We start from the raw sequence: 17,714 nt of genomic DNA, 5'->3' as shown, positions 1-17,714 counted from the left end.
ACGGTACTGCGTATTTCCATACGAGGAGGACTACTGAATGACTCAACACGAGGACGAAACAATGGTCAGCACACTTTCAGCAGCACCGGTCGCAACGCAGATTTCCATGGCGGCAGCCGTCCGCAAGCGCACGTCTTTCGCATCTTCCGCTTTCGCATCGGTGGTATGCCGCCTAATGGTGCTCCTCCTCTGTATGGCTGCTCCCATGGTTGCTTCGGCGGATACACCCTTTGTGCCGATGCCGGACAAGGACTACGTTGTCCTCAGCAAGCCGGTGCTGGTTTCGCAGGATCCTGGCATTGAGGTCGTGCAGGTGTTTAGTTACGCCTGTCACGCTTGCGCAAAATTCGAACCGCAAATGTCAGCATGGTTGCTCAGGCGGCCACAGGATGTCCGCTTCGTATACGTTCCGGCAGTGTTTGGCGGTGCTTTCGACTCCGCCGCCAAGGCCTACTACGCGGCATCGGAGTTGGGCGTGGTGGCGAAGACCCACGAGGGCATCTATCGCGCCGTACACGTCGACGGAACCCTCACTAGCGACAGCCTCGACGGCATCGCTGCCGCCTACGCACGTCTTGGCGTGGACTCGGAAAGCTTTCGCCGTGCGTACCAAGGGAACTCGGTAGCCGAGCGTGTGCAGTGGGCACACTCCTACGCCAAGGACGCCGAGGTCAGCAGCACACCAACCCTGATCGTCGCGGGCAAGTACAGAGTAGCGATGGGACGCGACGAATCCGGCGACAAAGTGCTGGCGACGGTTGACTACCTGATCGACATGGAGCGCAACAAACGTAGCGGGCATTGACCGCGCTACTGGCGTCCGACACGGAAGCGGAGCACGTTCCAGTACTTGCCATCCGGAGAATTTGGCATGTTGTTTGACAGCATTCTCGACACGATAGGTCGCACGCCCATTGTCAGGATCAACCGCCTGGCGCCACCTGGGGTGGATATCTTCGTCAAGCTCGAAGCACGAAACCCCAGCGGTTCGATCAAGGACCGCATGGCGGCTTCGATTCTGGATGACGCGTCGCGGCGGGGCGTCTTGCGGCCAGGGCAAACAGTGGTCGAGGCCACGTCGGGCAACGCGGGTATCGCCTTGGCGATGGCCTGCGCGGTACGCGGCCATCCGTTTGTTGCATTCATCAGCGATAACTTCTCGGTCGAGAGGCGTCGCATGGTGCAAGCCTACGGCGCACAGGTGGTGCTGACCCCCGGGGTCGAGGGCGCCATCGGCCGCAGTCGCGCGGCTCGCGAGTATGCAGAGCAGACCGGTGCATTCTTTGCCGATCAGTATGGAAATCCCGCCAATCCTGCCTGTCATCGAGACGGTACTGCGAAGGAAATCCTGGACGCCTTCGCCAGCCGCCGTCTGGATTGGTTCGTATCGGGCTGGGGCAGCGGCGGTACGCTCAGCGGCGTCGGATCTGCACTGAAAGCAGCGCGTGGGGATGTACGGATCGCGGCGGCAGAACCCACGGTTGCGCAGGTGCTTGGCGGCCGGCCATGGGCTGCGCATGACATCGCAGGCTGGGTGCCGAACTTCATGCCACCGGTGATGGCCCCCGACGTGGTCGATGACACCGTTGCCGTGGATGAAGCGCATGCGCGGCTGGCAGCGAAAGACCTGGCCCGCATGGAGGGCCTGTGTTGCGGCATATCGTCGGGTGCGGCGTTCGCAGCTGCGCGGCAGATCGCCGAACGTGCTCCCAAAGGCAGCTCGGTACTGACAATTCTTCCCGATACCGGCGAACGTTACTTGTCGACAGCGTTGTTTGCCGACGCTTGATGGCACCCCGGCGCACCTTTCTCTTTCTTGAAAAGAAGCTTCGATGGCCGACGAAAACACAAGCTTGGACGAACTCAAGCAAAAGGTTCTGCAGCGACAGCTAGAAAAGCGCATGAAGAAGGCTGGATCCCTGACGGCGCCCATACCGGTCGCCGACCGCCGCCATGGGATGCCGCTTTCATATCCTCAGCGCCGCCTGTGGTTTCTGGATCGCCTGGATCCTGCGGCCGGTGCGGCTTATCTGATCCCGGCTGCGTTGCGTTTACGCGGAGTTCTCGACGCCGCGGCATTACGCGCGGCGCTCGACTGCATCGTCGACCGCCATGAGGTATTGAGGACGGCCTTCGTCGAACGGGATGGCGTGCCGTACCAGGAAGTGGCCGGCTCGGGCATTCGCATGCCGTTATGCGAATACGACCTGCGCTCGTTGCCGCCGCAGCAGCGAGAGGAACGGCTTCAGGCGGCTATCGCCGCAGAATGTGCGACACCTTTCGATCTGACGGTTGCGCCTTTGGTGCGCTGCCGGCTATGGCGCATCAGCGACGATGAGCACGTTGTTCTGCTAGTGCAGCACCATATCGTGTCGGACGGGTGGTCGCTTGGCGTGTTGATCGGCGAATTGGCCGCGTTGTACAGCGCGTTCCGTGGCGGTCAGGGCAATCCATTGCCATCGCTTCCGGTGCAGTATGGCGATTATGCGGCCTGGCAACGCCGCGAAGGGGAGGGGAGCATCGCAAGTTCGCGCCTCGACGCCTGGCGCGAGCGCCTCAGTGGCGCTCCTGACCTGCTCACGTTGCCATGCGACTACCCCAGGCCTTCGAAGCGGGGTTTCAGGGGCGCGACTGTTCCCTTGAATTTTCCGAGTGGCACGTCTTCGCGCTTGCGGGCGTTCGCGCTTCATTGGTCGGTGACGCCTTTCAATGTCCTCTTGGCAGCCTGGACGGTTCTGTTGTCCCGCTTGAGCGGTCAGCGGGATGTGGTGATCGGCGCGTCCGCGGCCAATCGCGACCGGCGCGAAGTAGAGGGTTTGATCGGGTTTTTCGTGAACACCTTGGCGTTGCGCATCGATACGCACGAGGCTGTCGATGTCGCCGCCTTGATGAAATGCACGCGCGAGGTCGTGAGCTCTGCCTTCGCAGCGCTGGATATACCCTTTGAGCAGGTTGTCGATGCTGTCAGTCCCGCGCGAAACCTTGGGTACTCGCCCCTGTTTCAGATCATGCTCAACTACGACAACACGCCCTCCAAGGCGGTTGAACTGCCGGGGCTACGCGTCGAGGCGCTGCCGCTTCCTCAAGAGGTAACCCACTTCGACTTGACGCTGGCGTTGAATGACGACGGGGAAGAAGTCTCAGGTCGCCTGGAGTATGCAGCGGATCTATTTCATGCAGCGACGGCAGAACGCTGGGCAGATCATTTTACGACTGTGTTGGATTCGCTTCTGGCCGCGGATGCTGCTACGCCCCTGTCCGCCCTGGACGTGCTGGGGCCGCGCGAGAGCGAAAAGGTGGTCCACGCTTTCAATCATCGGGTGGTGCATTACCCCGAGCCGCAGTTGCTCCACCGCTTGTTTGAAGCACAGGCCAGCCGAACACCCGACGCGATTGCGGTCGAGTTTGAAGGCACCACGCTGAGTTACGCCGAACTGGACGCCCGGGCTAACCGCCTGGCCCGATACCTGCGCGCCTGGGGGTGCCGACCTGATGTACTGGTTGGCATCGGCATGGAGCGGTCGCTGGAAATGGTTGTCGCTCAGCTCGGCGTACTCAAGGCGGGCGCGGCATTCCTGCCGCTGGACCCCTCGTATCCTGTGGACCGCTTGGCTTATATGCTTGAGGACGCAAACCCTCCGGTCTTGCTGACACAGGAGCGGTTGGCAGCGATGTGGCCAGTCCACCCAGAGCGCCGGACGCTGCTGCTGGATGGCGACAACCAAGACATGGCTGGCCTTTCGCCCGCACCGCTGGATTCACTGGACGACGGCGGGGAGGATCTGTGCCCTGATCATCTCGCCTATGTGATCTACACATCCGGTTCCAGTGGTCGCCCAAAAGGTGTCATGGTCCACCACCGCGGAATCGCCAACCACATGTGCTGGTTGCGTCAGCAGTACCCGATGGATGTCAGTGATGTACTGATACAGAAAACGCCTTTTAGTTTTGATGCCTCGATCTGGGACTTCTTCAGTGCTCTGATCTGTGGAGCGCGCCTGCTAATGGCTGCGCCAGGTCGCCACTTCGACGTGGACTATCTGACAAGTTTGATCATCAGCGGCGGGGTCACTCGACTGAAGTTGGTGCCAACGCTCTTGCGGGCGTTGCTTGAGCATCCACGGTTCGCCGAATGCACGTCATTGCGCGCGGTCTTTTCCGGCGGTGAAGCGCTTTCGCATGAGCTGGCGCAGCGCTTCTTCAGCGTGCTGCCGGGGACCACGCTGTACAACCACTACGGACCGACCGAAACATCGGTCAATGTCACTTATGGCAGATGTTTACCCGAAGACCCATCGGGGCGTGCACCGATTGGTTGGCCCATTGCCAATACCCGCATCTACATCGTCGACGAGGAGATGCGCCCGATTCCCGTCGGTGCGCCAGGGGAAATGCTCATTGGCGGCGTGCAGGTGGCTCGTGGCTATCTCAATCGGCCCGATCTGACCGAGGAGCGTTTCGTTCCCGATCCCATAGACGCGTCGCTCGGCCGGGTCTATCGAACCGGCGACCTTTGCCGGTGGCTTGCGGACGGCAGCATCGAGTATTTGGGTCGCAATGACTTTCAAGTGAAGATCCGTGGATTTCGCATTGAGCTTGGCGAGATCGAGGCGCAATTTCTGTCTGCTCCCGAGGTGCGCGATGTCGTGGTGATTGCGCGCGAGGACGAGCCCGGTGTGCCGCGGCTGGTGGCCTACGTTGTGGCCCGCGAGTCAAAACAGCTTGAGTTGTCGTCATTGCGGGAACGCCTGGCCGCGGCGCTACCCGACTACATGGTCCCCGCCGCGATCGTGCCCATGACGGCGATACCCACCACACCCAATGGCAAAACGGACCGCAAGGCACTTCCCTTGCCGGATCGTGATTCACTGGCAGTGCGAACCTTTACGCCGCCGGCAACACCAACAGAGCATCGCGTGGCGGCCGTATGGCGCGAGTTTCTCCGGTTGGAGCAGGTTGGCCGGGACGACGGCTTTTTCCAACTGGGCGGGCACTCGATGCTGGCCATCAGCGTCGTTGCGAGGTTGCGGGAGCAAGGCGATGTGCTGGATGTGCATGCGCTGTTTTCCACGCCCGTGTTGCGCGCTTTCTGTGCGCGCCTGGATGCCGTGTCGACGCATCCGACTGACTTGGTGAATGATGGTTTCGTGCCTGAAGACGCCACGGAGTTGCGCCCGGAGATGGTGCCCTTGGCCAACCTTCAGCAAGCGGACCTGGATGCCATAGTCGAGCGCGTTCCCGGCGGCATCGCCAATCTGCAGGATGTCTATCCTTTGGCGCCGCTGCAGGAAGGCATACTGTTTCATCATCTGGCTGAGCAGGCCGGCGATCCTTACCTGTCGACTTTTGTGCTTGGCTTTCCGGATCGGGGGGCAGTGGATCGCTTTGTGGAAGCATTGCGCGCCGTGGTGGCGCGTCACGACATCTTGCGCACCAGTATCCAGTGGGATCGATTGTCGCGACCCATGCAGGTCGTGCAGCGCCGAGTCGAACTGCCGCTGCACGAAGTGGCGATACCGGATGGGCTGAACCCCGTGGCATGGCTGTCCCGCATCACGGATTCAGCTTCCGCTCGCATTGCGCTGGATCGCGCCCCTCTGATCGCACTTCACGCGGCGGCCGATCCGGTGACTGCGGAATGGCGCCTGGCGTTGGTCAACCATCATATGATCAGCGACCACGTCACCCTGGAGCTGATCCTTCGAGAAGTCGAGGCGTTCCTGGATGGGCGCGGTGAATCATTGCCACGCCCTCCGTCATTTCGCAGCCACGTCGCTGCGATTGCCTCCCTGCCGACGGCAGCGCATGAAGAGTATTTCGCTGGATTGCTCGGCGATGTCGCCGAGTCCACGGTTCCATTTGGCGTGGAAGCACTACGTGGTGGTGCAGCCGATGTACACGAAGCACGCCACACGCTATCCGCAGAACTCGCCACAGCTATCCGCGGCCGCGCACGTGCGAACGGTACAACGCCTGCCGCGCTGTTCCATGTGGCTTGGGCACAGGTGGTGGCCAGGTGCAGTGGGCGAGATGACGTCGTGTTCGGCACGGTGCTGTCCGGACGCATGGGGGGCGATGAAACAAGCGGCATGATGGGCGTGTTCATCAACACGCTTCCGTTCCGCATGCAGATGGATGCGCGTACGGTAGACAAGGCGGTCGAGGCCGCCTCGGTGCAGTTGGCGGAACTACTCCAGCACGAGCACGCGCCGCTGGCGCTGGCACAGCGATGCAGTGCAGTGCCCGCTCCCAGGCCGTTGTTTACCAGCCTTCTCAATTATCGGCATGCCGTGGCCGTCACCGTGGCTGGTTCCGCTGACGGCGATTGGGACCATATCCGGGTACTTTTCATGGAGGAACGTACCCACTATCCCTTGTCGATGTCGGTCAATGACGAGGGCGAAGGCTTTTCCCTGGTGGTGCATTGCGCGCGAGCCATCCATCCATTACGCCCGATTGAGCTGATCGAGGCTGCGATGACTGACTTAATTGAGCGGATGGAAGCCGGCTCGCGGGAGCCGCTGTCCACGCTTGAGGTCTTGTCCACCGATGCACGTGAGCGTCTCCTGTCAACCGCTGACATCGCCCAAGGTCATGCGTTTTCGCAGGCTTCTGCGCCGCATCGACGTTTTATGGATTGGGCGGTGCGCACGCCCGAGGCCATCGCGCTTGTCGTATCGGATGGGCGCCATGGTGGATCGGACGAAGCAACCACCCGCCTGACCTACGCTGAACTGGCCCGGCGCGCAGAGGGCTTGGCGAAAGCACTCGTCGCTGATGGCGTTCAGCCCGGTGAGCTGGTTGGCCTGTGCGCCGCACGCGGTGTAGCCCTGGTGGTGGGCATGCTTGGCATCTGCTTGGCGGGCGCCGCGTATCTTCCATTGGATCCGGTTTATCCGGGTGAGCGACTGGCTTTTATGCTTGACGATGCGGCACCGTCTCGCACGCTGGCGGACGAAGCCGGTGCAGCTGCCTTGCGGCTGGCGGAAATTGCGCCAACAGGGCTGCGATTGATCGATGCGTACGGTCCGTCCTTTGGAGCGCCTACGGCAGAACTGCCTCCGGGGCCAGGAGCGAGCGACCCGGCCTACGTGATCTATACCTCGGGCTCCACCGGTTTGCCCAAAGGGGTCATTGTCGAGCACGCGCAGCTGGCCAGTCTGTTCGATGCCGCTGCACCGTCTTTCGGTTTCGGGCCGGACGATGTGTGGACTCTGTTCCACTCTTTTGCATTCGACTTCTCCGTGTGGGAACTATGGGGCGCACTGTGTCATGGCGGGCGGTTGGTCATTGTTCCGGCCGAGGTTGCCCGTGCACCTGGAGAATTTCACTCGTTGCTGTGCCGCGAAGGCGTGACTGTGCTGAATCAAACGCCCAGTGCATTCCGGGCGCTGGCACAGGTGGCGTGCCAAGCCGAAGAAGAACACCGGCTGCGCGTTGTCGTGTTCGGCGGTGAGGCGCTGGACTATCGTGTGCTTGCACCATGGATACGACGCACGCCGCTTTTCCGTACGCGCCTGGTCAACATGTACGGGATTACCGAGATCACGGTGCATGCAACGTTGCGCGAGGTCACCGAGATGGATATCGCCAGCGGCGATTCTCCAATAGGGCGTGCACTGCCGCATCAGAGGCTGTACGTGCTGGACGACAAGATGCGCCCGGTGCCGGCGGGAGTGGCTGGCGAGATCTATGTTGCCGGCCAAGGCGTAGTGCGTGGATACCTGGGCAGAGAGGAGCTGACCGCCCAGCGGTTCATCGCCGATCCTTTTGTTTCCGGCGCCCGTATGTACCGCACGGGTGATCTTGGGCGCTGGCGTGACGATGGTGATCTGGACTATCTGGGACGCAACGATCAGCAAGTGAAGATCCGCGGTCATCGAATCGAGCCCGCCGAGGTCGAGGGAAAACTGGCCACGCATCCGGCGGTCGAGGAGATCCGCGTGATCGCGCACGACTTCGGCGACGGCGACCGCCGTCTAGTGGCTTATGTGGTGCCATCGCAACACACCGCCCCTGTACTGCATCGACTGGTGTCACTGGAGGGCGGCGACGGCAGAGATGCCCATACGTTTGAATTGCCAGGCCTGGGCGAAATATTTCATCTCAATTCGAGCGAAACCCGATTCCTGCATGAAGAAATCTTTGGCGATGCAGGCTATCTAAGGCATGGAGTTCGTCTGGACGACGACTGCTGCGTCTTCGATGTAGGTGCAAACATCGGCATGTTCGCCTTGTACGCGGGAACGCAATGGGAGCGCGCGCGTATCTTTGCGTTTGAACCCATTCCACAGGTCAGCCAGATCCTTCGCCTTAACGCTGCGCTGCATGGACTGGATGCATACATCTACGACTGCGGCCTTTCGGATCAGGCGGGCGAGGCCGAGTTCGTCTTCTATCCGCAAAATAGCGTGGTTTCGAGCAGCGTGCTCGACGTATCGGATTCGCGTGCTGTCGTGGAGGCCTATCTGGCGGCGTCGGCAGAGGTATCGCACAGCAGTGAAGGGCTGAGCGAACTGCTGGACGAGCGCATGCATGGCGAGCGCATGCATAGGCCGTTACGCACGGTCTCGCAGATCATCCGGGAACATGACGTGCAGCGCATCGACCTGCTGAAAGTAGACGTAGAAGGGGCTGAGTGGCAGGTATTGATGGGCATCGAGGAGGCGCATTGGCCTCGCCTGCAACAGGTGGTCGTGGAAGTCCACGACATTGATGGGCGCCTGCAGCGGGTAAGCGCACTGCTGGAGGCGCATGGCTTTTTCGTCGTCGCGGAGCAGGCGGAAGCGCTGCGGGGTGCCGCCTTGCACAATCTCTATGCGACGCGGACGAGACAGCATGAGCGAGAACCTGCGCGATTGACGGCTTTCGACGAGCAGGCGTCATGGCGTGGTCGTTCATCTCTGGCGCAGGCATTGCAGGGACATGCGGAGGCGCTTCCCGTCTACATGCGGCCCTCGCATTACGTCACCCTTGCTTCCATCCCGCTCACGGTGAACGGCAAGCTCGACGCGGCTGCGCTTCCGCAGCCTGGACACGCGGGATTGCGCGGTCGCCGATATGCCGCGCCAGTCGGGCCAGTCGAACGGAACCTGGCAGAGCTTTGGTGTGAGCTGCTTCAGGTCGAGCAAGTCAGTCGTGATGATGATTTCTTCGGCCTGGGTGGGCATTCGTTGTCTGCCGTTCAATTGTCGTTGCGCATGCGCGAACGATTCGACATTGCACTGGCCATCCGCGACATTTTTCGACATTCCAGCTTGTACGCCATGGCCGAATTCGCGATGGCGAAGGAACTATCCGGCTTCGACACGGAAGCCGTGGCCAGCGCTCAAGCAGGCCTGGAAAATTTGAGTGAAGAAGAACTGTTGGCGATGCTGGAAGAGGGCACGCCACTGGGTGCAGCCGGACTCGAATAAGACACGGAGCATAAATGCAAGATCGCGACGGCAAGGGCACCGACCATATGAAAGGCGATCCTCATACGCACGACAGGCTTGACGCACTCCGGAAAGCAGTGGCTCTGAAGCGGCTGCGCGAGACAAGTGCAGCCGCCGAAGCAACGTCTATTCCGCGAATGGATCGCAGCGGCACCTTGCCGCTGTCCTGGGCGCAACGAAGGTTATGGTTTCTTGATCGCCTGGATCCTGCGGCTGGCTCGGCCTATCGCATCGGCGCTGCATTGCGACTGCGCGGCGCGCTCAAGTCCGATGCCCTCGATTGGGCCATGGCAGCAGTGGTGGATCGACACGAGATTCTCCGTAGTCGTGTTGTCGACTGCGCCGGAGAGCCCGAACTGCGCATCGACTCGTCGGCATCGCAGTTCGTGCTTGCCCATTCGGACCTGTCCAGCCTCGCGACTGCCGAGCGAGAGTCCCGCTTGCACGCGGTGTGCTCAGAAGAGGCGCGGATGCCCTTCGACCTGGAGCGGGACGCACCGATGCGGGCGCGTCTTGTCCGGCTCGCGGAAAATGAGCATGTACTGGTGCTGATTCAACACCACATAGTGTCCGACGGCTGGTCTGTCGGCCTGCTGGTGCGCGAAGTCGCCGCCTTGTATGCCGCAAGGTTATCGGGCGCTGCTCACGCGCTTCCGGTGTTGCCCGTTCAGTACGCTGATTATGCCGCCTGGCAGCGCAGCCGCCTGGGCGGCGACGCCTTCCAAGCGAAGCTGGCTGCGTGGGTTGCGGCGTTGGCCGATGCCCCCATGCTGTCGACCCTGCCTTCTGATTTTCCGCGCCCGGCAGCACCAAGGCATCGTGGGGGGCGCGTTCTTGTCCGTTGGTCGTCCGAGCTGAGTCGCTCGCTGCAAGCATTGGCAGTTTGGTGCGGTACCACTCCATATTCGGTGATCTTGACGGCGTGGGTGGTTCTGCTTGCCCGTTTGGGCGGGCAGCGCGATGTAATCGTCGGCACGCCGGTCGCGAACCGGCCCCGTGTTGAGTTGGAGGGCCTTATCGGCCTGTTCATTGACACACTGCCAGTACGCATCGGCCTGGCGGATGGCATGAACGTGCTATCGCTGATACGTGCCGTGCACGACGAGCTGTTGGCGTGTTTCGAGCGTCAGGAAGTTCCTTTTGATCGCGTCGTCGACGCGGTGCGCCCGGAGCGTTCACTTGGCCACGGGCCGTTGTTCCAGACAATGGTCACCTTTAACAACACCCCCTCTTCGAATATCGAGCTTGGCGAGCTGCGTATCGAGGAATTCCCGCTGCAGCAGGAGACGGCCAGCCAGGACCTGATGCTCAGTCTCGGCCAGACAGTGCAGGGCATCACCGGATGGCTGATCTACGACGCGGACCTTTTTCGTCCGGCTACGGCGGAACGTTGGGCCGCGCATATCGAGCGCTTGATCGGCGAGATGGTGCGTGACCCGTCCTGCATGGTCGACGCCTTGCCGATGCTTCCGGACTTTGAGCGTGCGCAGGTACTGGAAACGTTCAACGCGACGCATCGTGCATACGAAAGCATGCCGACAGTGCATGCGGGATTCGAGGCCCAGGTTGCGTTGCGCCCCGAAGCGGTGGCGGTGGAGTTCGAAGGCAGCCAATTGAGCTATGGCGAGCTGAATGCGCGAGCCAACCAGGTGGCCCATACGCTGATCGCCCGAGGGGTGGGTCCGGACGATCGCGTGGGGCTGTGCGTGGAGCGCAGCCTGGAGATGGCGGTGGGCTTGCTGGGCATTCTGAAGGCGGGCGCGGCGTACGTGCCGTTGGATCCGTCGCTGCCGGTGCAGCGAGTACAGGCGATGGTGACGGACAGTGCACTGCAAGCGGTACTCGTCCATGCGCCCACGCTGGCGGTGATGTCCGGGGTATCGGTGCCGGTGTTGCGGCTGGATGAGGCGGCAGAGTGGTCATCGCTGACGACGAATCCGGACCCGCACGCGCTGGGACTGACGCCGGAGCATTTGGCCTATGTGATTTACACCTCGGGTTCCACGGGCGTACCCAAAGGAGCAATGAACCAGCACGACGGCGTCTGTAATGGCCTGCAGTGGGCGCGGGACGTGTTCGGGATGGGGCCGCAGGACTGCGTGTTGCAGAAGACGCCGTTTGGTTTTGACGTGTCGGTCTGGGAGATCTTCCTGACGTGGTCGGTGGGGGCGCGCTTGGTGCTGGCGCGGCCGGGCGGCCATCAGGACCCGCTTTATCTGGGAGAGCTGATCCAGGCCAGTGGAACGACCGTGTTGCACTTTGTGCCATCGATGCTGGAAGCCTATCTGAAGCATGGCCAAGCAGGCTCGCTGTCAGGAGTGCGCGCCGTCATATGCATCGGTGAGGCCCTGAGTGGCGAGTTGCGGGATCGGTTCATCGAAGCGTACCCGCAGGTGGCATTGCACAACGCCTATGGGCCCGCAGAAGCCGCGGTGAGTGTGACGTGGTGGACCTGCAGCGCCGGGGAACGTGGGGCGGTGCCGATCGGACGGCCGGCACCGAACGTGCGGATGTATGTGCTGGACCAAGGATGCCAGCCGGTGCCGCTAGGTGCGGTGGGCGAGCTGTATATCGGCGGCGTGCAGGTGGGACGGGGGTATCTGAATCGGCCGGAGTTGACGGCCGAGCGCTACGTGCAGAGCCCGTTCGTACCGGGCGAGCGGTTGTACCGTACCGGCGACCTCGGGCGTTGGCGTGATGATGGTACGCTGGAATATCTGGGGCGCAACGACTTCCAGGTGAAGTTGCGCGGGCATCGGATCGAACTGGGCGAGATCGAGAGCGCGCTGCGGCAGTGCGCCGGTGTGCGCGAAGCCGTGGTCTGCGCCCGAGCGGAAGCAGGGGCGCCACGGCTGGTGGCGTACGTGGAAGGGGCGCACGGAGAAGGTCTGGAAGCGGACGTATTGCGTGCCGCGCTGGCAGCAAGGTTGCCGGAATACATGGTGCCAGCGGCGTACGTGGTGATGGAGGCGTGGCCGCTGAGCGTGAACGGGAAGCTGGATCGGAATCGTCTGCCGGCACCGGACATCGGGGCATACACACAACGGACGTATGCGGCGCCGGAAGGGGAGGCCGAATCGATATTGGCGCAGGTATGGTCCCAGGTATTGGGCGTCCCGCGCGTAGGACGGCACGATAACTTCTTTGAGCTGGGTGGTGATTCGATGCAGATCCTGCGTCTGATCGAACCGCTTTCCCTCGCTGGCTGGCATCTTCTGGTTCGCGATGTCTTTTCCGCGCCGACATTGGCCGCGCTGGCGCAGCGCATGAGTACGGCGGTGCCGGAGGCAGAAACGCTCGTCGTGCCGCCGACCATGATTCCGGATGGCATCGATCACATCGAGCCCCACATGCTGCCCTTGGTATCTCTATCGCAGGCGAATATCGACGCCATCGCGATGGCTGTGCCGGGTGGCGCGGGCAATATCCAGGATATCTATCCGCTTGCGCCGTTGCAGGAAGGCATTCTGTTTCATCACCTGCTGCAGACGCATGGCGATACCTATTTGTTGCGCACCGTCATCGGTTTCGATTCACGTGCCCGGCTCGACAACTTTCTAAACGAACTGCAGGCAACGATCGGCCGGCACGATGTCCTGCGCACTGTCGCCTGCTGGGAGGGGCTGCCCGAGCCCGTGCAAGTGGTGTTGCGGAACGCATGGTTGCAACTGGACATCCTGGAGCCTGTGGATGGCCTGTCGTCGCGCGAAGCGCTGGAGGCGCATACCGATCCTGCGCGACTGCGCCTGGATCTTCGCCAGGGACCGCTTGTGCGTGCTTACGCTATACCGGATGGACGTGACGCCTGGCTGCTTGCACTAGTCAATCACCACTTCATCAGCGATCACATCACATTGGCCGCCATGGTAGAGGAGATTGGCCTGCGCCTGGCCGACATGAGCGATGCGTTGCCACCCGTGGTGCCATTTCGGGATTTCGTGGCGCGTATTCGCATGGCCGGCGGCGAAGGCCATGAGGCCTATTTCCGCCGGGCGCTGGGTGATGTTGGCGAACCTACCGCCCCATTCGGGGTTCTTGATGTGCGCGATGCCGGGAGCGCAGCTTCGGAAGCGAGACTACCACTGCGCGATGACATCGGTCTGCGTTTGTGCCGTCTTTCGCGCACACGAGGCGTTCCCGTGTCGGCTTTCTTCCATGCCGCCTGGGCGATGACGTTGGCGGCATGCACCGGACTCAGCGAAGTTGTTTTTGGTTCCGTATTGTCAGGACGGATGCATGATGGTGCAAACGCGGTGCGTGCGATGGGCGTATTCGTCAATACGCTTCCGCTACGAATCGCTATGGGCAACGGCGATGCGGGAGCGTTTCTTGAGCACACGCAGTGTCAACTGGCTGAACTCTTGCAGCACGAACAGGCATCACTGGCGCTTGCCCAGCGCTGCAGCGGTGTCGAGGCCCCGGCCCCGCTCTTCACGAGTCTGTTGAATGTTCGCCATGTATCACGGACTGAAGGGGGATCCGAGCTGACGGGCATGCGGATTTACGCTGGCCGTGAGCGATCCAACTATCCATTGACCCTCTCCGTGGATATGGCGGGCGAGTCGTTCTCCCTGCTGGCAATGTGTGCACCAGGCATTGATGCCACGGCCATGGCCGAGCGCTATGCGTGTGCAATTGAGCGGTTACTCGACGCGGTGGAAAGCGGGGACCCCACGCCCATTTGTGGGCTGTCGGTACTGCCAGCGCGCGAATATGCCCGCCTGGTATGCGCCTTCAACGATACCGTGACGCCCTTCCGTCAGGACGACCTGATCCACAGCGGATTCGAACGTTACGCCAGCATGTCGCCCGACGCGATCGCCGTACTGACGCGCGAGGAACAGTGTACCTATGGCGAATTGAACGCAAACGCCAATCGAATGGCGCACCGATTGCTGGCCATGGGACTACGGCCGGGCGAGCGCGTGGCCATCTGCGCCCAACGCGGAGTCTCCATGATCGCGGCATTGCTGGGCATCGTGAAAGCGGGCGGTGTGTATGTACCGCTGGATCCCGCGTACCCAAGCGATCGACTGGCTTATATGTTGCAGGACAGCGCACCGGTGGCGCTGGTGACCGACTCTCTATTGCTTGATGATCCGGATGTTTTCGGCGCGATGACCTTGTCGATGCAGGTGTTGTGTCTCGACGACGAAGCGGCACTCGCTGTCCACCCAGCGCATGATCCTGATGCAGTGGCGCTTGGTATCGTGCCGACCCAGCTGGCGTACGTGATATACACCTCGGGTTCTACCGGACTGCCCAAAGGGGTCATGGTGCAGCATCGGCCCGCGGTGAACCTGTTTGAGTGGGTGGCCACCACCTTTGGTGTCGGGCCTGGGGACACCCTGTTGTTCACCACCTCGTTGTGCTTTGACCTCTCTGTCTACGATATCTTCGGCATTCTCTCGGTCGGTGGACGCGTGCGCGTCGCTGATCGCGATGAAGTGGCCGATCCACGCGTGCTCGTGCAAGTGCTCCAGCAGGAACGTATTACATTCTGGGATTCCGCACCTGCGGTGTTTTCCCAGCTGGTTCCCTACCTCGGGCAGGGCGAGCCTTCGCCGTGGCTTCGTTTGGCGTTTTTCAGTGGGGATTGGATTCCACTGGAACTGCCGGGCGCCGTTCGCCGGGCATTTCCCAACTGCCGCCCCATCGGATTGGGCGGTGCGACTGAAGCGGTAGTGTGGTCGAACTACTTCCCGATTGAGCATGTCGACCCCACCTGGTCGAGCATTCCCTATGGGCGGCCGATTCAGAACGCGCGCTACTATGTTCTGGATGCCAGGTTGAACCCGGTTCCGGAGGGCGTTCCCGGCGACCTCTACATTGGCGGCGAATGCTTGAGTGCTGGCTATTTTCAGCGCGAGGAGCTAACTGCTGAACGCTATCTGCCAGATCCATTCCATCCTCTAGCGAAGGCGCGCATGTATCGCACGGGTGACCGCGCGCGCCATCGGAACGATGGGCAGTTGGAGTTCCTTGGCCGTCTCGACAGCCAAGTGAAAATCCGCGGCTTCCGTATCGAACTGGGAGAGATCGAGGCGCAGCTCCTGACGGGAGAAGAAATCCGCGCTGCGCTTGTGACGGTGCACGAGTTTGCCCCTGGCGATCGCCGCCTTGTGGCTTATGTCATCCCCGTGGAGCCTGGCACCTGGTCGGCCGCAGCGACGCGCGATCGGATATCCGCCTGCATGCCTGATTACATGATGCCATCCGCTTTCATGGCGATTGAGGCATTTCCTTTGACTGCCAACGGCAAAGTTGATCGGGCCGCGCTACCTGCACCAGGTGGACTGGGACAGATCCATCGCATCTATGAGGAACCGCGAGATGAGGCAGAAGCACAGCTTGCAAAGGTTTGGGCTGCACTGCTGGGCGTAGAAAAGGTTGGGCGCCAGGATTCGTTCTTCGAGCTTGGCGGCCATTCACTCGTCGCCATCGCTTTGATTGAACATTTGCGGCAGGCCGGCTATGCCCTCGATGTGCGCGCGGTGTTCGACGCGCCGGTGCTGGCGCAGATGGCGCAACGGTTGCACCCGGTAGCTGATGAGTTTGTCGCTGGCACAGCTGACGTCGCAGGCCACTCCGGTATTCCCGATGGGGCTTTATGTATTGAGCCGGAAATGCTGAACCTGGCCACCTTGAACCGTGCTCAGATCGAGCGTGTCGTTGGCGGTGTTGAGGGCGGCCCGGCAAATGTGCAGGACATCTATCCGTTGGCGCCACTGCAAGAGGGCATTTTGTTTCACCATCTGCTGGGCGGGAAGGGGGACGCGTATCTATTGCGGACAATCATCGCCTTCGCAGACCGCACACGAATCGATGCATTCCTGGATGCGCTCCAGGAGGTGATCGATCGTCATGACATCCTGCGCACTGCGTTGCACTGGGAGGGCGTGGAGGAGCCGCTTCAGGTGGTTCGCCGGCACGCAACATTGCCGCGCACCGAGCATGCGCCCGAGGCCGATTTCCAGGTGGCCATGAATCAATTGTCGGCCCTCACGGACCCACACCGCGTACGTCTGGATCTGCGTCATGCGCCGTTGTTGGCTGCGCACCTGGTGTACGTGCAGGACACCGGCGAATGGCTGCTTGGCTTGCTTGCGCATCATGCAGTGTGCGACCACGTTACGCTCGCTCTGGCGATGCGCGAAGTCGTGGCATTGCTCGATGGCCATCGACCCCAGCCGCCGGCGTTGCCCTATCGGCGTTTTATTGCCCAGGCGTTGTCGTTACCCCGGCAGTTTCACATCGATTATTTCCGCGCGCGCTTGGCCGACGTGGTCGAGACCACCGCACCCTTCGGTGCGATTGATATCCGGGGGGACGGTCGCGAATTGCGTGAGGCGAATCTAGCCTTACCCCGAACACTTTGTGACCGGTTGCGTGAGCGCGCGCGACGCGCCGGCGTGCTTCCTGCGACGTTGTTCCACCTGGCATGGGCGCGCGTAGTGGCCGCGTGCGTCGGGCGCGATGACGTTGTGTTTGGCACCGTGCTCTCAGGAAGACTGCAGGGCGTGGAGGGTTCCGATCGCGCACTTGGTGTGTTCATCAACACGTTGCCGGTGCGTATACACCTTCGGGATACCAACACAGGGGCCTGCATCCACGATGACGAGGCGTTGCTCGCGATTCAGGACGAGCTAAACGGACTGCTGGCGCACGAACAGGCGCCCTTGTCGCTGGCACAGCGGTGCAGTGCGGTCGCGCCGCCAATACCTCTGTTCACGACACTGCTCAACTACCGCCGGGGCGAGGCTGCGGACGAACGCACGCAGTCGGTGCTATCGCAGCAGGGCATGCGCGTCGTCGCTGGTGGTGAACGAACCAATTATCCCATTGCGGTGGCTGTGGACGATACGGCGGAGGGATTCTCGATTCTCGTTCAATGCGCACCCTCGGTGTACAGGACTGAGCCCATGCGGCTTATTGGGTACCTGTGCACTGCGTTGGAAGCATTGGCCGATTCGTATGGCGCCAGTGCGAGTTCGTTTGACGTCCTGCCAGCTTCCGAGCGCACGCAGGTACTTGAAACGTTCAACGCGACGCATCGTGCATACGAAAGCATGCCGACAGTGCATGCGGGATTCGAGGCCCAGGTTGCGTTGCGCCCCGAAGCGGTGGCGGTGGAGTTCGAAGGCAGCCAATTGAGCTATGGCGAGCTGAATGCGCGAGCCAACCAGGTGGCCCATACGCTGATCGCCCGAGGGGTGGGTCCGGACGATCGCGTGGGGCTGTGCGTGGAGCGCAGCCTGGAGATGGCGGTGGGCTTGC

Annotated in this window: 4 protein-coding genes; all 4 read left to right on the top strand. The window is 61.7% G+C overall.

What is annotated here, in order from left to right:
* The first annotated feature begins 37 nt into the window (after positions 1–37).
* Positions 38–805 carry a thiol:disulfide interchange protein DsbA/DsbL gene (locus tag DyAD56_RS13060; RefSeq protein ID WP_102303211.1) on the top strand — a complete coding sequence of 256 codons (768 nt, stop codon included), beginning with the start codon at positions 38–40 and terminating at the stop codon, positions 803–805.
* A 66-nt stretch (positions 806–871) separates the two neighbouring features.
* Positions 872–1,789, top strand: coding sequence for a PLP-dependent cysteine synthase family protein (locus tag DyAD56_RS13055; RefSeq protein ID WP_102303210.1), 918 nt, complete (start codon positions 872–874; stop codon positions 1,787–1,789).
* Positions 1,790–1,901: 112 nt separating this feature from the next.
* Complete coding sequence (locus DyAD56_RS13050; protein WP_158241330.1) at positions 1,902–9,416, top strand: non-ribosomal peptide synthetase; 7,515 nt, start codon at positions 1,902–1,904, stop codon at positions 9,414–9,416.
* Between the two features lie 14 nt (positions 9,417–9,430).
* The coding region (locus DyAD56_RS13045; protein WP_146010501.1) for a non-ribosomal peptide synthetase at positions 9,431–17,714 on the top strand (8,284 nt) is incomplete at its 3' end.

Source organism: Dyella sp. AD56 (assembly GCF_002878475.1).
Classification (GTDB): Bacteria; Pseudomonadota; Gammaproteobacteria; order Xanthomonadales; family Rhodanobacteraceae; genus Dyella.
This window is presented reverse-complemented; position numbering and strand designations above follow the sequence as displayed.

Bases quoted from the DNA above. Each gene is read 5' to 3' on its own strand.
- DyAD56_RS13055 (WP_102303210.1), top strand. From the start codon at position 872: ATGTTGTTTGACAGCATTCTCGACACGATAGGTCGCACGCCCATTGTC.
- DyAD56_RS13050 (WP_158241330.1), top strand. From the start codon at position 1,902: ATGAAGAAGGCTGGATCCCTGACGGCGCCCATACCGGTCGCCGACCGC.
- DyAD56_RS13060 (WP_102303211.1), top strand. From the start codon at position 38: ATGACTCAACACGAGGACGAAACAATGGTCAGCACACTTTCAGCAGCA.